At 38.4% G+C, this 21805-nt stretch carries 18 protein-coding genes; 13 read left to right on the top strand and 5 right to left on the bottom strand.

Translation table 11 applies throughout. The annotated features are described in order from the left end of the window. Positions 1 to 389: 389 nt before the first annotated feature. Together BR73_RS0104890 and BR73_RS28155 are read left to right on the top strand one after the other, a co-directional pair. A complete protein-coding gene (locus BR73_RS0104890; RefSeq protein WP_081848541.1) occupies positions 390 to 1877 on the top strand; it encodes a serine hydrolase in 1488 nt (495 codons plus the stop codon). Between the two features lie 92 nt (positions 1878 to 1969). After that, a protein-coding gene (locus BR73_RS28155; RefSeq protein ID WP_242860624.1) for an IS3 family transposase occupies positions 1970 to 3396 on the top strand; the annotation gives its coding sequence in 2 pieces (ribosomal slippage) (positions 1970 to 2495 and positions 2495 to 3396; 1428 coding nt in all). Between the two features lie 139 nt (positions 3397 to 3535). Here BR73_RS28155 and BR73_RS0104905 read toward each other — a convergent pair. Beyond that, positions 3536 to 3925 (bottom strand): RidA family protein, encoded by a 390-nt coding sequence (locus tag BR73_RS0104905; protein ID WP_033164617.1) that lies wholly within the window; start codon positions 3923 to 3925, stop codon positions 3536 to 3538. Positions 3926 to 4157: 232 nt separating this feature from the next. Between BR73_RS0104905 and BR73_RS0104910 the strand changes: the two genes are divergently transcribed. The 8 genes from BR73_RS0104910 (at position 4158) to BR73_RS27140 (ending at position 13256) form a co-directional block, all read left to right on the top strand. Next, positions 4158 to 5423 (top strand): GNAT family N-acetyltransferase, encoded by a 1266-nt coding sequence (locus tag BR73_RS0104910; RefSeq protein ID WP_033164618.1) that lies wholly within the window; start codon positions 4158 to 4160, stop codon positions 5421 to 5423. A gap of 162 nt (positions 5424 to 5585) precedes the next feature. Beyond that, positions 5586 to 5918 carry a DUF4234 domain-containing protein gene (locus BR73_RS0104915; RefSeq protein WP_033164619.1) on the top strand — a complete coding sequence of 111 codons (333 nt, stop codon included), beginning with the start codon at positions 5586 to 5588 and terminating at the stop codon, positions 5916 to 5918. A gap of 4 nt (positions 5919 to 5922) precedes the next feature. Next, positions 5923 to 6315: a DUF2752 domain-containing protein gene (locus BR73_RS0104920; RefSeq protein ID WP_033164620.1), complete on the top strand. Its 393-nt coding sequence runs from the start codon at positions 5923 to 5925 to the stop codon at positions 6313 to 6315. A gap of 547 nt (positions 6316 to 6862) precedes the next feature. Continuing rightward, the gene (locus BR73_RS0104925) at positions 6863 to 7813 is read left to right on the top strand and encodes an ABC transporter permease subunit (protein ID WP_033164621.1); all 951 of its coding nucleotides are present in this window, start codon (positions 6863 to 6865) and stop codon (positions 7811 to 7813) included. 9 nt (positions 7814 to 7822) lie between these two features. Then, a complete protein-coding gene (locus BR73_RS0104930; RefSeq protein WP_156034602.1) occupies positions 7823 to 8755 on the top strand; it encodes a carbohydrate ABC transporter permease in 933 nt (310 codons plus the stop codon). 113 nt (positions 8756 to 8868) lie between these two features. Further along, entirely contained in the window at positions 8869 to 10581 is a 1713-nt protein-coding gene (locus tag BR73_RS0104935; protein WP_051684975.1) for a hypothetical protein, read from the top strand. Between the two features lie 241 nt (positions 10582 to 10822). Further along, complete coding sequence (locus BR73_RS0104940) at positions 10823 to 11998, top strand: cation diffusion facilitator family transporter (RefSeq protein WP_033164622.1); 1176 nt, start codon at positions 10823 to 10825, stop codon at positions 11996 to 11998. A gap of 145 nt (positions 11999 to 12143) precedes the next feature. Then, positions 12144 to 13256 (top strand): CAP domain-containing protein, encoded by a 1113-nt coding sequence (locus BR73_RS27140; protein WP_051684976.1) that lies wholly within the window; start codon positions 12144 to 12146, stop codon positions 13254 to 13256. A gap of 300 nt (positions 13257 to 13556) precedes the next feature. Here BR73_RS27140 and gnpA read toward each other — a convergent pair whose 3' ends face one another. Together gnpA and BR73_RS0104955 are read right to left on the bottom strand one after the other, a co-directional pair. Beyond that, complete coding sequence (gene gnpA, locus BR73_RS0104950; RefSeq protein ID WP_033164623.1) at positions 13557 to 15716, bottom strand: 1,3-beta-galactosyl-N-acetylhexosamine phosphorylase; 2160 nt, start codon at positions 15714 to 15716, stop codon at positions 13557 to 13559. A gap of 45 nt (positions 15717 to 15761) precedes the next feature. Further along, positions 15762 to 16799 (bottom strand): glycoside hydrolase family 88 protein, encoded by a 1038-nt coding sequence (locus BR73_RS0104955; RefSeq protein WP_033164624.1) that lies wholly within the window; start codon positions 16797 to 16799, stop codon positions 15762 to 15764. 401 nt (positions 16800 to 17200) lie between these two features. Between BR73_RS0104955 and BR73_RS0104960 the strand changes: the two genes are divergently transcribed. Further along, a complete protein-coding gene (locus BR73_RS0104960) occupies positions 17201 to 18142 on the top strand; it encodes an AraC family transcriptional regulator (protein WP_033164625.1) in 942 nt (313 codons plus the stop codon). 120 nt (positions 18143 to 18262) lie between these two features. Here BR73_RS0104960 and BR73_RS0104965 read toward each other — a convergent pair whose 3' ends face one another. Then, entirely contained in the window at positions 18263 to 19033 is a 771-nt protein-coding gene (locus tag BR73_RS0104965) for an ABC transporter permease (RefSeq protein ID WP_033164626.1), read from the bottom strand. Between the two features lie 133 nt (positions 19034 to 19166). Further along, positions 19167 to 20084 (bottom strand): ATP-binding cassette domain-containing protein, encoded by a 918-nt coding sequence (locus BR73_RS0104970; RefSeq protein ID WP_033164627.1) that lies wholly within the window; start codon positions 20082 to 20084, stop codon positions 19167 to 19169. Between the two features lie 200 nt (positions 20085 to 20284). Here BR73_RS0104970 and BR73_RS0104975 point away from each other — a divergent pair, with 200 nt between their 5' ends. Together BR73_RS0104975 and BR73_RS0104980 are read left to right on the top strand one after the other, a co-directional pair. Then, complete coding sequence (locus BR73_RS0104975; RefSeq protein ID WP_033164628.1) at positions 20285 to 20638, top strand: CidA/LrgA family protein; 354 nt, start codon at positions 20285 to 20287, stop codon at positions 20636 to 20638. Next, a complete protein-coding gene (locus tag BR73_RS0104980; RefSeq protein WP_033164629.1) occupies positions 20631 to 21332 on the top strand; it encodes an LrgB family protein in 702 nt (233 codons plus the stop codon). The genes BR73_RS0104975 and BR73_RS0104980 overlap by 8 nt, the downstream gene beginning before the upstream one ends. Positions 21333 to 21805 lie beyond the last annotated feature (473 nt).

Raw genomic sequence — 21805 nt, forward strand, 5'->3', positions numbered from 1 at the left:
ATCTCCAGGACTTGGAATTTGTTGATAAATATTATAAAATAATATAAGAAGTCTTGTTCTTTCATGTTTACTCTTTGATAATGAAGCAGGATTTTTAGTGACCGGGTCAAGTGTTTCATCTAAAATGAGTATACATCAAAGGGAAGAACAGGGAATGCATACTGCGAAGTGGGATATTTAAAAAGGTGTTATGAATTTCAGACACACCCATGAGATTAGTGGAAGCTATTTAAAAAAAAGAAGGAGAGGGCTGTATGAAGGATATTATAGCATTGTTAAATTCAGTGAATTTAGGCGGGCTTAAGAAAATCCTTCAGTTGTTAGAAAGAGATTTACAGGAGCAGCTATAGGTATGTATGCATTAAATAGAGAGGAGGAAGGAGCGTTCTATGGGAAATTCAAAGCATTTAAGTACTTGCCAAAACAAGGATATTTTTAGTGAAATTACAACGCCGGAGAGTGTAGGTATACCATCTGCGGCAGTGCTGGGATTTATTGATGAGCTGAAAAAGGATGGGCTTTGCATTCATGGCTTTTCTATGATGAAAAGTGGCAAAGTATTTACAGAAGGATACTACGCACCTTTTCATAAGGATTTTGAGCATAGGGTATACTCTGTTACAAAAAGTTTTACTTCTTTGGCCATAGGTTTATTACAGGAGGAAGGGAAACTCTCCCTTAGCGACCATATCTGTGATTACTTTCCGGATAAGCTTGGGGAAAGGGAGGTCCATCCCTATCTTGCCATGACTACCATTAGAGATATGCTTATAATGGCAACACCATATAGGTATACCACCTTTAAACAGCTGGAGATAGATGATTGGGTGAAGACCTTTTTTGTTGTAGAGCCCAATCGATATCCGGGAAAGTGCTTCTGTTATGATACCTCCTCCTCTCATGTGCTGGCTGCTCTGGTGGAACGCTTAAGCGGCAGGCCCATGTTGGATTATCTGAAGGAGAAGCTCTTGATTCCCCTTGGCTGCTCTGAAGGGATGAAGATTCTTAAAGATCCCGTAGGAGTGAGTCAAGGCGGGTCCGGTTTACTTTGTACGGTAAGGGACCTCACTAAAGTAGCCTATACCTGCATGAATAAGGGAGTGTATCAAGGAAAACAGCTGTTACCTGCTGATTATCTGAAAGAAGCCACTTCTTTTCAAATCAGTACCTGTCTGCAGCCGGTTATTGAAGAGCAGCAGGGATATGGATATCAGTTCTGGAGATGCAGGAACAATGGTTTTGCTTTATACGGTATAGGAGGACAGCTTGCTATCTGTCTTCCTGACTATGATTTTATGCTGGTGACAGTAGCGGATACCTTATCCATACCAAATGGAGTGCAAGGTATCTATGAAGCCTTATGGCATCAGATACTGCCCTGTTTAAAAGCAGGAGAACAGACCCCTTTGCCGGAAGCTGCTTTTATTAAGGATAAGCTGCTTAAGACTCTAAGGGGGCTTAAGGTCAGTACGGTGGAAGGCTTAAGCGCCTGTGCCATAGCTCCACACATCACTGGGAGTATTTATGAGCTGGGACGAAATCCGATGCTCCTATCAAGCTGCAGCTTCGAGTTTCAGAGAGAGGAGAGCGGCGGAAGCTTTATTTATACGAATCCTGCCGGAACCCATCGGCTGGATTTTGGCTTTGGAACCATGAAACTACAGAAATTTCCGGATACGGAGTATGATTGTATTTCCTCTGCTGCCTGGGTAACGGAGAATACGCTCCATCTTCGCACCAGTATTATAGATGAATGTTTTTCCAGTGTAAATATGAGTTTCACTTTTGAGGATAATACCATTACCATTGCAATGAAAAAAGGGATAGAGCCGTTTTTAGAGCTGTATGATGGGTTCGCCTCAGGAATAAAATGTTAAATAACTAATTCTAGTAAAGGGGCTGTGCTGTCAGATGAACCGACCCCCAAAAGTTAGACCAAAAATCAAACGATTGGGAGGTCGGTTTTTTCATGGCAAAACATAGCTTTGAATTCAAGAAAAAAATTGTAACGGAGTATTTGGAAGGAAATGGAGGTACCCCTTATCTTTCAAACAAATATGGGCTAGGATCCAACACACAGCTACGTAAGTGGATTAGCGCATATCATGAATACGGTGATGAAGGATTAATGCGCTCCAGAAAAAATCAAACATATTCTTTTGAATTTAAACTTCATGTGGTAGAGTTGTATTTATCAAGTGAAGTCTCTTTTCAGGAGTTAACCTTATCACAAGGAATTAATAATCCAGCACTTCCTGCCAAATGGGTAAATGATTTCAGAATTGCTGGACCTGATGCTCTGAGACCTAAGAAGAAAGGTCGTAAGAAATCGTTGGATTCAAATAATAAGAAAAAACAAGTACAGTCTGTACCAGACATTCCCCCTGTAGATACAAGCGCTGAGCATGTAAAACAGCTTGAAGATGAATTATTAAAATTACGAATAGAGAATGCCTATTTAAAAGAATTGAGGAGGCTGCGTTTAGAGGAGGAAGCTCTTCAGAAAAAACAGCGAGAATCATCCACAGCCTCCGAGGAGATTTCAAATTAAAAGATATTCTCGAAGTTGTTGGATTTTCAAAAGCAACTTACATGTACTGGCAAAAAAGAAGATTTGACAAAGTTAATCCTAGTAAAGAACTTGAAGAAAAAATCATGGAAATCCATTCGTTTCATAAAGACTTTGGTTACAGACGTATGCTAGGGGAGCTTCGCAGACAAGGATACTCTGTGAACAAGAAGCGTGTTCAACGGATTATGCAGAAACTATCCTTACAAGTTACATCTTTTACCAGAAAAAGCCGCAAGTATAGTTCCTATAAAGGTAAAGTAGGTAAGATGGCTCCGAATCGATTGCGCAGACGCTTTGATACAAAAATCCCACATCAAAAAATCACAACAGACACTACTGAGTTCAAATATTATGATGTGGATTCTAAAGGTCGTATGATTATCAAAAAGTTGTATTTAGATCCATTTATGGATTTGTGTAATAGAGAAATTATAAGCTATGGTGTATCTCCAACACCATCTGCTAAAAATATAATGGATGCTATGAATGCTGCGATAGAAATCACATCGGATTGTCCATATCGTAGAACATTTCATTCAGATCAAGGCTGGGGTTATCAGATGAAGGTATATGTTAACACATTACAAGAACATCGAATCTTTCAAAGTATGTCCAGAAAAGGAAATTGCCATGATAATTCAGTTATGGAAAACTTCTTTGGAATAATGAAACAGGAAATGTATTATGGAGTAGTTTATTACAATTATGACGAGCTTAAAGGAGCGATAGATAACTATATAGAGTATTACAACAAGCAACGAATAAAAGAGAAACTAGGATGGATGAGTCCTGTTGAATACAGACTCAGCCTCTTGGCAGCATAAAAGAAAAATGCGAAGTGGAAAATCCACTTCGCAATAAAGTCTAACTTTTAGGGGTCACATCAAGAAGCCAGCCCTTTTTTACAATCTATTGAACTGATTGATGTTACCTACAGGCCGTTAATGAATAGTCCAAGGGGTTTTAAACGTCTGCACATGCCCAGGCATCAATTTCCACTTTTAATGAAGGGGAAGCCAATCCTGCAACATACAGTACAGTCATGCAAGGCATGTGATCCTTTAACACTTTGGAAATCGCATCCCGCCGTCTTATAGTATCCGTATCGCCGACCAGATAAAACACCAGTTTTACAAGGTCCCCTACCTCCATATCTGCCGCCTTCAGGTTTTCAATAATGTTCTCTAAAGCAAGTTCAATCTGCAGGATTGGGTCTTCCGGGATATTTCCTTTCAGGTCTTTGCCAACCTGTCCGGAGAGTACCAGCCAGCGAGATTGTCCGGTAACCTCAATCTGATGTGTATAAGCAGCAAGTGGTGCATGAATATTTTCTGGGTTTCTATAAACTTTCATATTTTAGTCCTCCGTCATTCTTTTTCTGTTGCAATAAATAATCCGCTATCATAATAGATCTATATGTAAGCGGTGTAGAAATTTCACTTAAGATTACTATATAACCCCAGTAATGTAAAGAGAAGTTTTAAAGGATGATCACAAAAACATACTATTAAGGAAACTTAATAAGAAAGAATTGAAAAGATATGGGGAAAAAGATATAGTTATAAAGGTAAAAAGATAAAAGAGATTGCAAGTAACGAATATCCCGATTATAAAACAATCGGAAGGATTTGTTGTAAGAAGCTGTAAAAATAAGGATGTAAAACGGACGAAAGAAAGGACTGCCAAACAAATGATTCAATGCAGAAAAGCTATACCGGAAGAATATGATGAGATTATAGACTTTATTAATTATGTATTCAGTCAGAATGAGAGGCCTCATGACTTTAAGAAACTACTCCCAAAACTATATGGCGACAGCAGAAATTATGCAGGAATTCATTATCTGGTTAAAGAAGATGATAAAATCAAGGCTTTAATCTGCGCCATGCCCATAGAATATAATATATACGGTAATGGAATTAAAGCCTGCTGTATCGGTATGGTATCAGTCCATCCCTATGCCAGGAGTAAAGGTTATATGAAGCGCCTCATGAAGGAAGTTTTGACAGATATTAAAAATCAAGGTTATCATTACGTATTTTTAGGTGGTCAGAGACAACGATATGAATATTTCGGCTTTGAGCCCTCCGGAATACAGATGGAATTTAGTTTAACTTCAGATAATGCAAGACATGGTCTCACAAATACGGACTGTACCCCCGTTAAGATTGTGCCCCTGACAACAGAAGAACTGCTGGATAAAGCATATTCCTTCTACTTGGCACAGCCGGTGCATGCCCATAGAAGCAGGGAGGATTTTTACGATATCCTAAGCACCTGGGGATGTGTTCCTTATGGAATAATCGTAAATTATGAGTTCAGTGGTTATCTGACAATGGGCCCTGACGGCTGGATACCGGAATTGCTGCTTGCCGATAAGAAGCACTATTCTGCGGTTTTAAAAGCATTATTTACTTATACCGGGAAAGAGCAGTTTCGTTTGTTGGCTGCTCCTTATGATTTAAATAAAATCAATTATCTGCAAAATATTGCGGAAACCTACAAAATAACAACTTGTGAAAGTTATAGGATATTTAACTGGAAGCAGGTCCTTCAAGCTTTCTTAGAACTGAAATCCCATTTAGTGTATCTTTCAGATGGAGTATTAAGAATAGGGATAGGAGACAATGTATATGAGATAAAAGTGAGGGGAAATGTACCCTCTGTACATAAAAGTTCAAAAGAAGCTGATCTTGCCATGACGGAACTTACAGCAACCAGACTTCTGCTATCCCAGATAGGCAGCTATGGATTAACGGACTATACAGGGGGTCTTGCAGCTGACCAATTAAACTGTCTCAGCAGTTGGTTCCCCCTTCCGTTAACAGCTATACCTGTAGATTGCTGCTAAAATAAAAAAACTAATAAAATGGAATCATTTGACGATTTTTGGGGTTTACAATAACTATAAATCTTTATATAATAATAAAAGCTTGTTAACAGTCCAGAACCAATTCAATAAAAAGGGACTGCGGAGCGTATAATATTGGGTAAGAAACGGGAGGTGAATCAAATGGTTAGGAGAAACATTGCACTGTGTATCATATTTTCTCTAATTACCTGTGGTATTTACAGTATCTATTGGTTTATTTGTCTGACAAATGAGACAAATGAAGCGGCTGATCAACCGGATACATCAGGTATAGCCGCATTTCTGCTTGTAATTATTACTTGCGGTATCTATGGGCTTTACTGGGCATACAGAAGAGGTGAGAAACTTGATCTTGCAAAGCAGAAGAGAGGTTTAATTTCTTCCAACAGCGGTATATTGTATCTGTTGTTATATCTCTTCGGTGGTATCATAACATACGCACTGATTCAGCATGAATTAAATCAATTGGATTAATGGAATGAAAGAAAGAGTACACAAGGTTATTTATTATAGCTCCCTTCTTGGTATAATCGGGATGGCATATTATCTTTTTGGAAAATACACAGGACTTTATATACCCTGTGTATTCCGACTGGTAACAGGCTTCTATTGTCCGGGCTGCGGCTCAACACGTTTGGCAGCAGCTTTGATAGAGGGTCGCCTTACCGCAGCATTTCGGAGTAATGAAGCCTTGTTTCTAATGCTGCCTATTCTGGCCATATTCTTAATTAAATATCTTATTCGATATATAAAAGGTATGCAGAGAAGTACCACCAAAACAGAGAAGATTGTCACCGGAATTATGCTGGTGGGAGTGATTGCATTTGGTATTATGAGAAATATACCTTATTTCTCTTATTTAAGACCATAATGGGATAAATATTAAACCGGGCGGTTTCCTATTTGAGAAGCTGCCCGGTTTCATTAAGTGGAGAAGTTTCAGATTCGTTCTGAAACTTCTTTTATGTTATAGTTGACTGCCTTGTAATGCATAAAGGTATCTGCCGGAAAAAATTCATTGTACTCGTAACAGAAGTACCTTATAGGGAGTATACGATAGCAAGCTGATTCTATGTTAAAAAATATCACTATATGCTAATATTGCTAACTATCAACTATATTTAATCTAAAACATTTTAGATAATTGTTATGTATAAATAATATTGTCGGGAAAAATGTGAAAGTGTAAAAATTTTCTGTGCAAATTCCCTTGAATAATTAATAGAAATTCAAGGGAAAGAAATAAAATAATCATAAACTTTCGTTAATAGCAAAAATAATAAGTCGTTTTTGCATTGTTTTAAAAAAGTATTGATTAGAAATCAACATCAAAATATATAATAATATACTTACAAGTTAGAGAAAAATATATAAAATGACGAGAAAAGCTTTGACAGAAATCATAGGAGGTTAAAAAGATGGAAAAGAATAAATCGGCCATACCCAAGATTAAAAATAAGGGTACCTTAAAAACTGCTTTTAAGAGGGACTGGCAATTATATCTGTTGCTTTTGTTACCGTTGTTAATGGTAATTATTTTTAATTATGCAGCTTATCCCGGATTGCGGATGGTTTTCATGGATTATAAACCGGCTAAAGGATATGCAGGCAGTGAGTGGGTCGGATTTGAGACTTTTATCAAGATCTTTAAGGATGCGGATTTCATACGGGCACTTCGAAATTCCATATCATTTAACCTCTTGGACCTTTTAGTGAGTTTCCCCGTGCCGATTATTCTGGCATTAATGTTAAATGAATTAAGATTTCCCAAATTTAAGAGAATATCACAGACGATTCTTTACCTTCCCCACTTCTTATCCTGGGTAATAATCGGAAGTGTAGCTTATACAATGTTCAGACCCAGTACTGGTCTCGTAAATGTAGTAATGCAGAATATGGGACTCATTCAGGAAGGAATACCTTTCCTGACTGAAAAATGGAATTGGGCAGTTACCTACCTGATGATTGGTGTCTGGTATGGAATGGGCTGGGGTACCATTATCTATCTCGCAGCCATATCCGGTGTCAGCGGTGAATTATATGAAGCTGCTATGATTGACGGTGCCGGAAGATGGAAAAGAATGTGGCATATAACACTGCCTGGTATTAAAGGAACTGTTGTAACTTTATTAATCATGAACTTAGGACGTATCATGGGAAGTAACTTTGAACGTCTTGACGTATTCGGTAATTCACAGGTTCGAGAATTTCAATACCAGCTTGCGATTTACATATATGAAAAAGGTCTTGGCGGCGGTAAGTTCAGCCAGTCAACGGCCGTGGGTCTATTCCAGTCCCTGGTAGGTCTTATGCTGGTACTATTGGCAGATAAAGTAGCCAAGAAGCTTGGTGAAGACGGATTAATTTAGGAGGAAAGTATGATGTCTAAGAAAAAAGAAAAGTCAATGCATAAAGAAGAAGGACACTCTGACGGCAGCAGGGCAATCAATAAATTCAGAGTAAGTGATGCAGTGATTATGTTCGTACTGGTTATCCTATGTGCAACATGTATTCTGCCGTTTTTACATCTTGCATCAAAGTCAATTTCAGAAAACTCTTTTGTATTGGCAAAGCAGGTATATCTATGGCCAAGAGGATTTAATATAGACGCTTATGCATCCATTTTCCGCGATGGTTCCATGGTATATTCAATGGTATACAGTATTTTTGTAACAGCTCTGTTTACACTTCTTGGTATGCTCTGCTGTATCTGTGCAGCTTATCCGCTGTCCAAGAAAAGATTAAAGGGAAGAACCTTCTTTACCTTCCTGCTTATGTTTCCTATGTATTTCAGTGCCGGTCTGATTCCTTCCTACCTGCTTATGAAAGATTTGAATATGCTTAACACCATGTGGGTTCTGATTCTGCCCCTGATATATTCACCTTACAATATGCTTATTATGAAAACCTACTTCCAGTCAAATATTCCTGATAGTTTAGAGGAATCTGCTTTCCTGGATGGCGCAACTAATTTTCAGATATTAGGAAGAATCGTTATCCCTTTATCTAAACCGATTTTGGCTACCTTGTCTCTCTTCTATGCAGTAGGACGCTGGAATCAATATGCGGATAATAAATTCTACATCAAAACAGAAACCTTAAAACTTATCCAATACAAGCTGTATCAGATGGTAGCGTCCGCCACAGAGGCGCAGACTACGACCCTTTCTGAAGCAGCAGCGGTAACAAGTACGCCTGAGGTACTTCAGGCGGCAGCTATTATGTTTGTAACAATACCAATTATTTGTATCTATCCGTTTTTACAGAAGTACTTTGTAAAAGGCGTTATGGTTGGTGCGGTAAAAGGCTGATAATACTAATAAATTTTTGATTAGTTTATTGGGGATATGAATTCTGTGACCGGCTCATGAGCGGAATTGCAGATTTATATATACATTTTCTAAATAAAGAAGGAGGAATTATTGTGAAAAAACTTAACAAAGTTGTGGCTTTAATGCTTGCAGCTACTATGATATTCGGTTCACTGGCAGGCTGCAGTAAGTCAAATGACAAAAATGGGGAGACAGTAAACCAGACAACACCTACCGCCGAAGCAACTGGCAGCGAAGGTGAAGGAACTACAGATGCAGCTGGGATTGAGGGTTATACAGCATTTGCAGAAAACGTTACATTAAAGATACCCGTATACGATAGAGGTGTAGAGGGTGTGCCAACTGTAGACGATAACTATTGGACAAAATGGATTCAAGAGAATTTTGGTGATAAATACAATGTAACAGTTGAATATGTACCTATTACACGTACAGATGTTATGACAGATTATGCTTTATTAGCTTCATCTGACGAACTTCCTACAATCTTAATGGAGTATGATTATCCTAAAACATCACAGTGGGCTAATGAAGGCTACTTAACAACCTTTAACATGGATGATTTTGCTAAGGTAGCTCCTAATTATTACAACAGAATGGTAGAAAGTGACCAGCTCGCTTACTCCTCCATGAACGGAGAGACATATTTTGCTTTAGGTGCCAGACCTTATTATGATACGAATTACTCCTTCCAGACCTTCGTGCGTATGGACTGGTTGAAACAGGTTGGATATGATCATGTTCCTTTAACACGTGCTGAGTATGTTGATGCTATGACAAAGATCAAAGAAGCAGGCCTTGCAAAGAATCCTAAGGGCGGCGCTATGATCACAGGTGTTGGTTCTGATCAGAACTATGCATTTAGAACATATCCTCAGAATGAAGAAGATTGGGCAAAAGCAGGAGATGTAAACATTCCTCAGCTTGGTTCAGATGCTAACTTTAAATTACTTCAGAGAGAAAATGAAGATTATAATTTAGGCTTTACAAATCCTGAGTACTACATTACAGATACAGAAACAGACAAAGCAAACTTTATCAACGGCTCCTCCTATTCCTATGGTGGATATATTTCTACAAACATGGATTGGTTAAACTCCTTCTATGAGCAGAATCCTGGTGCTGAACTGGCTGTTGCTCCTATGGGTATTGTTGATGAAGCTGGCGGTACAGTTCCTGCATACCGTACAAATAATCCATTTGGTATGATCGTTGGTTTCTCCTCAAGTGCATCTGCAGATGAGATCAAAGCAGCTTGGATGTATATGGAATGGATGAGCCAGGAAGATGTACTTTTTACAATGCAGTGGGGTGTAGAAGGCGAGAACTACACTGTTGATGCTACAACAAATCTTCCTGTATCTGTTGTAGATTATGCTGGAGACAAGAAACAGGGTTACAATAACAGTGTTGACTACTGGTGTATCGTAACTGCAACTAAAAATGCCGGTACAATTGAAGATATCATTAAATCCTCCGCTCCTCAGGGATTACCTCAGGATTTCACAGAGGATATCATTAAGGTATACTATCAGCAGAAAGAACTGGCAGAATCAGGTTATGGTATCTTAGATGTAATCTTCTCAGTTCCCATTGAAGCAGAGACTGAATTCAGCGGTGTATTACAGGAGAAATACAAAGAATACCGTGATAAACTTACAATGTGTAAACCTGAAGAATTCGAGGCTCTGTATAAGAAATATACAGACGAGTATTTAAAAGCCGGATATGAAGAAGTAATGAACCAGAGATTACAGGCATATCAGGATGGCAACAGCACAAAATTACCTGATAATCAGAAATAATATCAAGTGATTATTTATAAGGGACACTGCCTTGCTTTCTGCAAGGCGGTGTCCCTTTTTCAAGCAGAGTTACCTCTTAAAATTATTCTCTGCAGATGGAATAAACATCCAATGAAATAGTTTAAATACATCTTAAATACGTGAGCAACTCAGACCGGACAGTTAAATTTCAGCAAACTGGTATTTCCTTTATAAATATGGTAATATATAAAATATTACCATATGGATTTGGAGGCTCTTAATGACGGAATTCCTTTTAAAACATTTTGTGAAAGATCATAAGAATACCAGCAATGCTAAAGTACGGGGAGCTTATGGTATGCTTTCCGGCTATATAGGGGTAATCTGTAATATATTCCTTTTTCTGATTAAATTAATTGGTGGATTTGTTATAAACAGTATATCAGTCACAGCAGATGCTTTTAATAATTTATCCGATGCTGCATCTTCTATTGTAACCCTTGTAGGGACGAAGCTTTCACAAAAACCAGCAGATAAAGAGCATCCCTTCGGACATGGAAGATCGGAATATATATCTGCTTTTATAGTTGCCTTCCTGGTATTGCAGGTGGGGTTAACCTGTCTAAAAAGCGCATTCGGGAAAATATTAAAGCCTGAACCTGTATTATTTCATATCGGAATTTTAATTTTATTGGTACTATCAGTGCTTATTAAGCTGTGGCTGGCCTTTTTTAATAAAAGTATGGCAAAAAAGATTAATTCCTCTGTACTTAAAGCCACAGGGACAGATGCATTTGGTGATGTCTTAATAACCTCTGTTACCATAATATCAATATTGATAGGCAAATTTACAGGACTAAAAATTGACGGTTGGATGGGTGCCATCGTTTCATTAGTAGTATTACTGGCTGGTTTTAATATAGCAAAAGAAACCCTGGAACCCCTCCTTGGAGAGGCCATTGATAAAGAAACCTATGACGGGATAACGAAGAAAGTGGAAGGTTATAAAGGAATCCTTGGCTGTCATGATCTGATAGTTCATAACTACGGACCTTCTCATATAATGGCAACCATTCATGTGGAGGTAGAGTCCAAAGAAAATCTAGAAGGTGTACATGAAATCATCGATAAGATTGAACGCGATATCTTAAGAGAAATGGGGATATTTATTGTAATCCATGTGGATCCTGTAAATCTGGAGGATGAAGAAAGTCAGATTAGGAAAAAGGAAGTAATTGCAGTAATCAAAGAAATCGAACCTGAGGTTTCAATTCATGATTTTCGAATAATAGACGAACAGGATAAATTGAAACTGATTTTTGATATGGTATTACCCTATTCATATGGTGAAAAAGAGAAAGAACAATTGCTTCATAAAATTGAGGCTGCTGTAAAATCTATAGATGTAAAATACGAACTTGTTATAACCATAGACAACAGTTTTATAGGAGAATAAACTTGTGATTATGTACCTCAGGGGTTACCCCTGGGGTATTTTATCGTATATGCCTTCCAAATTCTGTGTGTTGACCCTCTTTGTGTGTTATGTTAATCTTATTAAGCAACTTACTTGTGAACAACAATAAGGAGGGCAAAAATATATGAAAAGATTTTTCATATCAACAGTTCTTATAGTAACTCTGATGATGGCATCCATATTAACACCGGACTTTAATATAAATAATGCTAGTAGTCCCAATGAAGCCTCTGCGGCAGTCGTTAATCCCATCAAATCATCAACTCCCACATTAAAAGCAGTTTCCAGAACTGCAACTACAGTAACTTTGACAGCAGGAAATGTTAGTAAAGCGACAGGCTATCAGATATACAGAGCAGCCAGTGCAAATGGAACTTATAAATATATCGGCAAAACAACAAGCGGAGCTTACAAAGATTCCGGTCTTACTTCAACAGCCGGCTATTCTTATAAAGCAAGGGCTTACAAAAAGATCAGTGGCGAAAGTTATTACAGCAAAACTTCCTCTGCTTTAGAGGTACCCCGTACCTTAAGTAAAACGGCAGCAATAACTGCAAGCAGTACAACCGCTAAAACCGTAACACTGGCTTGGTCTGGAATAAGCGGAGCACAGAAATATAATGTTTACCGCGCAGCATCGCAGAGCGGAAGTTATAAATATATAGCTACTACAACCGGTACAAGCTATACAGACAAATCACTGACAGCAGGAAAAACCTATTATTATAAAGTAAGAGGAATGAAGACTGCTAAGAATGTTAAATACTATAGTGTATATTCAGATATCGCATCAGCTAAAGTTAAGGGAAGTACTGCTACAGCAACACCTACACCAACAGGTACTTCCGATGATACCAATTATGACAGCAGCTTTGCAAGCCAGGTACTAAAGCTTGTTAATGAAGAACGTGCAAAGGCGGGAGCATCTCCGCTTTCTATATCACAGGAACTTGTTGCCCCGGCTAACAAACGTGCAAAGGAGATCAAACAATCCTTCTCTCATACCAGACCTGACGGAACAGCTTGGAGTACGGTTCTTACAGAGTATAATGTAAGAGTAAATGCTGCCGGAGAGAATATTGCTTATGGCTATAATACACCAGAGAAAGTTATGAATGCCTGGATGAATTCACCTGGACACAGAGCAAATATCTTAAGTACGAATTTTAATCATATCGGTATTGGTGTATATGAAGTAAGCGGCACTGTATATTGCTCACAGCTTTTCTCTGACTAATACCCATATAGTTTTATAGTATTTATGCATAGGGTTAGATTAATTATGGTTGCCAAATAAAATGAAACAAGCTTATTATGTGCTAGTGATAATAGGAATAATGTAACGATAAATCAAGTTCGCAAGTATAAGTTAAACGGATTTGTTGCACCTGCACCAACCTACTAATGGTCAGGAATTTATGAAAGTTTAACTTTAAATATAGAAATAGCCTCTGATCACAGGAAATGGTCAGAGGCTGTTTTTATTCTTTTATAAAATCAGGTTTTTAATAATTACATTGTATCGGTTCTTTCCATTTTAAGCAAGGGTCATAATCTGTATATCTGCTGGTCCAAGTTCAGCAGTAATAATACCGAAATCCGTAGTCACGGAAGTAACCTGAGCAGTATCACTGTTATTAATTAAACACAAAGTCTTACTGGCAGGGAAATAAGTGCACTCTGTATTCTTGTTATCTGAAATATAAGTATCTTTATCCTTGCCTTTCATGAAAGAGAGGAGAAGATTAAGGAGAAGTTTATTGTTTTCTTTGCTGATGGAGAAGGAGGAAAGATATATACCATTACCTTCACCAAATTTATAAGCGGTAAGCAGGGGATTGCCATCCTGTGCTTTTAATACCCTGGCTTTACCATCTGTCAGGTACAAACCGTCTTTGGATTTAAGTGAAGCATTGTCAGGCCAGAGTTCAGACTCTTCTTCTGCAAAGGTCCATTTACCATGGCAGATTCTGGCACCGGTATCCTTATCGATACCCAGCAGGTGAGAGAGACGGAAAAAGGTATCATAACCTTCTGTTGCGGAAGGCTCATTTACACCAATAAAGGAACCACCCTCATATACCCACCTGGTGATTAACTCAATGATTTCATTATCCTTCCAGGCATCACCGCCGCTCCAGGCAGAACCGGCATACCCGGCATTGATTATTACTTCATAATTTTTTAAAGCACCTTTTTTTACATCCTCAAAACTAATAAAATCAACCTCAAAAGGGAAACCGGATAAGGCTTCGTTGATATGTATCAAATCATGGACATGTGTCTCGTGAAAGTGCCCTGACAAGGTCCAGGAGCGTAAGTGTCCCCAACTATGAAGAACGGCAATACGAAGGTCTTTCACCAAAGGAGTTCCTTGGCTGTGAAGTTTCTTTATGGTACGGAATTCGCCTGCAACTTTTTCTATATAATCAACAAAATCCGGAAAGGGTTCAACTAAATGCAGATATCCCCCAAGACCGATACGGTCAATAGGTGCACGAAGAAGAGCACGACGGATATTTATCCAGAATTTCTCTGCTTCCTTTGTAGGTTCTCCGCCCTCCATAAAAGTAGGAGTTCCGTTTAAGCCTACGGGGAAGAGATAAGGATGAAGCCGCAGCTCATGTACCGGAACCTTTACATCAGAGCACAGTCTGGATTCATAACCGGAAAAGACACATTTAATGATACCGTCAAAGCCGAATTCTTCAAAACGTTTGCTGTAAGGCTCTAAGCCAACCCAGCTGTCATCGTAGAAGACATAAGCAAGCTTTCCATAAGAATGTACGATATCGATTAATTTCTTTCCAAAGCTGATAACAAAGTCATGAATGTATTCCATCCAGTCTTTTTTCTCTTTGGTTCCTGGTATATGGGTAACCATATGCTTACCCATATTGATAAAATCTTCAGAGGTCAGGGAATATCCGTATTTTTCTCTGAAACCATCCAAGGCCTTTGGACTTACCGTGAAATCGTATGAACCCCAGTCAGAGAAAAGATAAGGATTCTGTTTACTGCTGCCCCAAATCCATGCAAAGTTATAGAAAAGAGAAGTAAAACGCACGACATTGGTGGTTGGATGTTCCTTGCACCAGTTAATGAGCCAGTCTGTAAGGTAGTTTTGTACCTCTTCATGAACAGGATCTATCTGCAGCAGATGCTCTTTATCCCAGTTATTTGTGGTATGGTTATACATGGAGATTTCCTCCCAGATACGGAAAGCAAGGAAATTCACAGTGTATTTATGCATTGGTTTTATTTTGCTAATAATAACGGATTCTGTATTGGAATCATAAGTCCACTGTTCTCTTGGTACTTCCGTATTCTCTGTACGGTCAAATACCTGCCAGTACCTTAAGGAATCCTCCTGACTGTTAATTTGAAACTGCTCTTTAAAATAATCTTTCATTAAACAGATAGTTAGACTGTCTGTTGTAGCAACCACAGGTGCTGTCATAAGAAAACTCTGCTGAAGTTTATCCTTATTTTCGCTGGCCCATTGGTTATGATCTCTGATGATACAGATTGTGGAGTAGATATCGTAGCCAGCTTCTGTAATTTTAGGGGAAAGAACGGTTCCGTCGCTGTCGCGAATAACATCAGCTCCCCATTTCTCTGCCAGTTGCAATGTAAGATCTTCAAAGCCTGCTTCGCCGGGAAGAGTAAAGCTGCCCCAATTGTCTGAATTTTTCATAGTATCCTCTTTCCTGCATATAAACTTGGGTTCAATATGCGTCTTTTACTTAAAATCAATGTCCTTTGCTTCCAGCATGTCAGCAAGAAAAGCCAGTGCAAGCCCCTGGCCCCAACCCTGCATCCAGGACTTGGGAATATTAAGATAACCCGCTTTATCTTTCATGACAGCAGTTCCGCCGGAAACGTTTAATACACGTCCGTCTTCTGAAATATTCTCAATAATACCATAGTAAGCCTTATCAATATATTTCGTATGCAGAGGGTTATTGTTGTTGATCATAGCTGCTGCAATACCACAGGAAGCAGATACTTCTTCATAAGCTTCCTCTACGTCCAGTACAGTTCTCCATAAACCATTCTCTGTCTGAAGAGATTTAAGAGCAGCCAGCTGATCCCTTAAGGCACATTCAATTTCCATGCAGGGAGGATAAAGATACCATTCTTTCACTTCTTTCTTCACTCTTGACATAGTGTAAGCGGCCCAGGCATTGGCACGTCCCCAATAGAAGCCTGACATATGGCTGTTAGCCACGTGACTGTAGCCGTGATACCAGAGACCGGTAGAAGGATCCTGAAGAAATTTGATATGCCAGTAATACTGGTTTAATGCATCATCAATAAAGTCCTGGCGGTTTAACATGTTTCCTGCACGAAGGAGGAAAAAAGCAGCCATAAATAAGGTATCTGCCCATGCCTGTTCAGGAAAATCATTATTCTGAGATACTGTATGCTGCAATACATTCTCACCGAAACGAAGAGCGTGTTTGGTTAGATATTCTGCTTTGCTCAGTATGATATCAAGATATTTCTGATCCTGTGTTTCTTTGTACAGAGTCAGCATGGTATGCCCCATGGCACAAGTGTTGACTGTCCAGGCAGGAAGTCCAAGCTCCATATATTCATCTGTCCAGCGGATCAGCATATCTAAATACTCTTTTCTGCCGGTAGCTTCATAAGCTCTGCAAACACCGTAATAAGCAACGCCGCAGGGCCAATCCCAGGTTAAATCCATGGACATGGTCTTATGAACAATACTGTCCATTCTATTTAGAAGTTCTTCTTTGTCATATACCGGTTTCATTAATTTTCAGCTCCTTATAGATTTTCTGATAGTTATAATGCTTCTAATGATATCTTAGTCGAGATATCTGTATCTGTCTAATCATTCACCATATAAAACTATGCAAAATCAATCATAATATCAATTGAATATGGCTAATTACCATAAAATTATCAATAAAACTTGAGAAATAGACGAAAAAATATGGAAAAAATGAGCATAATGCACAAAAAATATTACGCAATTCAGCGGAATTTGATTGATGAATATGATCAGTTATGATATAATGAAAGCGTAGAGAGGAATTTGGAGCTCGCTCCATAATTCCGACCGGAGCAACAAGAACATGAACACGCACTTTGTTCATGTTATAATGAAAGCATAAATTATCTATCAGGATTATTATAGAAAGGATGCAGCTTATGCCGAGAAAGAAGAGATCAATCGTTGAATACCGCCACTATAATTTGCCACTAAGTTTTCCTATTTTGCTATTGTCCGGCGAACGTTGGAGAATATCAGAGGTGAAAAGCTCTAATCTGCATTTTCATAATTGTCTTGAAATTGGTATTTGTCTGGCAGAAAGCGGAATTATTGATATTGAAGGTGTTCCACATACCTTTAAAGAAGGAGATGTAACCTGCATACCAAGGCACATCCCCCATACCACCTTCAGTTCTCCGGGAGAAGAGAGTCTTTGGGTATATATCTTTGTAGATCCGGAAGAACTTTTCAGAGATATGTTCAGAGATTCCATAGAAAATTTTGAAAGCCCCATGTCACCCATCAGGCATTACAAATATATTATGAATAAGCAGGAATATCCCAAGGTGTATTTCCTGGCAAAGACAATTGCAGATGAATTAAAAGAGCAGAAATTCAACTACCAGGCAAGTGTCAAGGGTCTGATGCTGTCTCTGTATACAGAACTTTTGCGTATACACAGTGCAGAGAATCAGAATACCGCTAAGAATAAGCAAAAAGACGAAAGTGTTGTAATTATTGCTGATGCAATAAATTTTATACACAGAAATTATATGCAGCCAATAACAATAGAAGATTTAGCCGATATGTGCCATTTAAGTGTGAGCCATTTCAGAAGAACCTTCCATTCCATAATGGGTGCAGCGCCACTTGATTTCTTAAACAGTACAAGAATTGATGAAGCCTGCAGACTGCTTCGAAGTACTGAGGACAGTATCTTAAGTATATCAGGTCAGGTTGGTTTCCATTCCATCTCAAGTTTTAACCGATGTTTTACTAAGCTTACAGGTTCGTCTCCCAGAGTGTGGAGAAATACCACACTGCAATCGGAAGCCAAGTCCTCAAAAGCAACCATTTTGGAATTTACCGGGTGGATGTAAATTAGACTATCTGCTGGAGAAGTTAATAGAAAGCAGCCATATCAGCAAGGAGTTATACGAGAACAGATTATCTGTTACTTATATCAATTCCGGCTGAAATGGCTGTATTTGGTTTTACGGTTATTTTATATCTGATTTTGTGAAGGCCCATATTCCAAGCACGGTGGTTACTGCCAATACTACGAGTCCAACGATCGCTGATCTTAAATAATCAGATCCGGTGGCTGTATCTGCAGCATAGAAAGAGATGTTGTTTAACAAACTGAATTCTGTAAATTTAATTTTGCTTTTAACAGCATACTGGAGTAAGGTGAATATCAAACGCTCTGCCATGAGAGCGTAAATAATATTAATTGCAATGACTCCGCCAAGATTTTTTACAACCATAGAAAGCATCAGAAACAGGGAGGTAACACTGGCATATAAGAGCATTTCTATACCAAGAGTCTTAAACATCCAGCCTACATATTCACCCGAAAAATCCCCCAAATTACCGGTTACAATTGTTGCACTGATTGTTCCGACCAATATAACAACAGCGATGAATATATAAGAGGCGGCAATCATAGTAATCAGTTTAGAGAGGTATATATAAATCTTCGAGTAGCCTTTTGATACTACATTTTTCATAGTTCCATGGCTGAATTCTGCAGTAACAAATATGCCTATTACTATTCCAATCAGCATGATAAGGTCACTGCCAAATACAGCACTCATACCGTAGTCAATTCCGCTTGAGGGATCGGTAATTACCATAGTGGGATCTGAATTTTGCATTAAATATAACACTACAATACCCAGGATAAAGAGAAAGGCCTCTACAGCCATGCAAATATAAAAAGACTTGCTTTTAAACAAACGATAAAAATCAGAACGCAATAAATTAGACATAGTAACTCCCATCTGTGTACCTACTGTACACTGAGCAAATCAGTAAGTTAGAACAATAATCTCTGATTTGCTATTCTTTAATATGTAATTGATATATTATTTTGTAATTAAATGTATTGCAGGTCATATTTTCTTAAACATAACTTTTCTCAGTGCTCTCCATCAGCTGCATAAAGTATGCTTCTAAATCCTGCCCGACAATTGAACTGGAATTAACAGTTATACCACTTTTAGCAAGTTCGGTATTAATGGTACCGGCCTTTTCTAAATTCCTAGATATTCGTATTGTACTCTCATCCAAGACTTTAACGGCATCTTTCTCTATCATTCCCGTTATTATATTTACAGCTTCAGCGGTTTTATCAACCTTTATCTCCAGTTCTCCGGCGCAGCGCTGTTCCAGCTCCTCATTGGTAAACTCTGTAACCATAACTCCGTTATTAATAACCCCATAACGGTTAGCAATCCTTGAAAGTTCTCCAAGAATATGACTGGAGATAAGAATAGTAATCTTTCTTTCACGGTTTAAATGAAGGATCAATTCACGGATTTCTTTTATGCCGGTTGGATCAAGTCCGTTAATAGGCTCATCTAACATCAAAAATTCCGGATCGCCAAGTAAAGAGATACCTATGGCAAGCCGCTGTTTCATACCAAGGGAAAAGTTTTTCGCTTTTTTCTTACCGGTATCAGATAAACCTACAAGGTTTAACATTTCAGGTATTTTCGTTACGGGGTCAAGTCCCAGCAATCTGCAATAATAATGAAGGTTCTGTTTAGCTGTCATCTGGGGGAACACTGCCGGATTCTCTATCATTGTTCCTGTCTTGCTTCTTTGGGTATCTAAATCATTACTTCCAAATAATTGAATGGTTCCTTTGCTTGGATGGGCAAGTCCTGCCACCATTCGGATAAATGTAGTTTTACCGGCACCGTTACGTCCGATAAATCCATAAATATCACCCTTATAAACGTTAAGATTCATACCACTTACTGCCGCTCTTTTACCAAATACCTTTGTGAGGTCTTTTGTTTGCAGTACATATTCCATTTTGATATCCTCCTGCTTTTTCTGTTGAAATTTTACAACAATACATATATTACCATATAAGAATTAAAAACACATTAGAAAAACCTAAATTTATCCTTTTATTTTCTATTGCGCTTCTGGCTAATTGGTGCTACACTAACGTAAAGTGGTATGACCAATATACCAATTTTATTGACAGAGCAGAATGACAGGAGGATGTTATGAAGTATCTTAGACAGTTGCTGATTATTTTAGGTATCTATTTTGCAGGGCAGGTAATACAGGAAATATTTCATTTACCGGTACCGGGTTCTGTAATAGGCATATTGATAATGTTTTTTGCATTGCATACCGGTGTTCTTAAAGTTCACATGATAGAAGAGGTCTGCGATTTTTTGTTATCACATATGGCATTTCTCTTTGTGCCCGCAAGTGTGGGGCTCATGACCTCCTTTGGCCTGATAAAGGGAAAGCTGGCAGGTTTTCTGGCAGTTATCGTAATTTCAACGGCGGTTATCTGGATTATAACTGCGCACATAGCAAAGCTGCTTAGAAAGGAAAGTATCAATGAGTGAAATAATTAAATCACCGTTATTTGGAGTTATTCTGTCTATGGCTGCCTATGAAGTAGCCATTCTGATTCAGAAAAAGACCAGGTTATCCATATGCAATCCTTTATTGCTTGCCATGCTGCTGGTAATATTGGTGCTTTCGAGTTTTAACATATCCTATGAGGATTACAGTCAGGGGGGACAGCTTATCTCCTTTTTCCTGTATCCGGCCACAGTAGCCCTGGCATTACCAATCTATCGTAAATTTCATCTGTTAAAAGCAAATGCACTTCCTATTGTTGTCAGTATTTTAAGCGGTAATGTTTTAGGTATCAGCTGTATTATCCTCCTGTCAAAGGTTTTTGGCCTTTCAGAGGTATTGACAAAATCATTGATTCCAAAATCTATTACGACACCTATTGGTATGGAGGTTTCAAACCAGCTTGGAGGAATTCCATCGGTTACAGTAGTTGCAATTATACTGACCGGAATATTGGGAGCAGTGATTGGTCCGTTTCTCGCTAAGTTATTCAAAATGAAGGATAGTGTGTCTGTGGGAATTGCTATGGGGGTTTCTTCTCATGCATTGGGAACGGCAAGGGCTATGGAGCTTGGAGAGATTGAAGGCGCCATGAGCGGGCTAACAATGGCGTTGTCTGGTATTGTTACGGTAGTTCTAGCTCCTGTTATATGGAGATTATTTTTGATTATTCTTTAGGGATGGGGAAGGGTGGGTTTTTATAAGGGGGACGGCATATTGTACAAAACAGAAAAAACTCATGCTTCGATTACAAGGTATAAGAAATCCTAATTCTCTGGGTATTTTATGCTGGACATATTCTAAAACAGATAACTCGCTGACGCTCAAACAATCTGTTTTAGAATATAGCATAAAATATCCAGAGAAAAGGACTTCTAATACCTTTCCATAGGCGCATTCGTTCTTTCTGTTTTGTACAATATGTCTGAAATCCTATTAGAGCAAGACTTTTTGATAATTGAATCAAGAACATGAATTAAGAACATGAATTAAGACCATGAATTAAGACCATGAATTAAGAACATGAATCAAAAACATGAATCAAGAGCATGAATCAAAAACATGAACTAAGAACATGGATCAAGAACATGAACTAAGAACATGAATTAAGAACATGAATCAAGAACATGATCAAGAGCATGAATTGAGAG

Source organism: Clostridium sp. KNHs205, assembly GCF_000702945.1.
Lineage (GTDB): Bacteria > Bacillota > Clostridia > Lachnospirales > Lachnospiraceae > Anaerocolumna.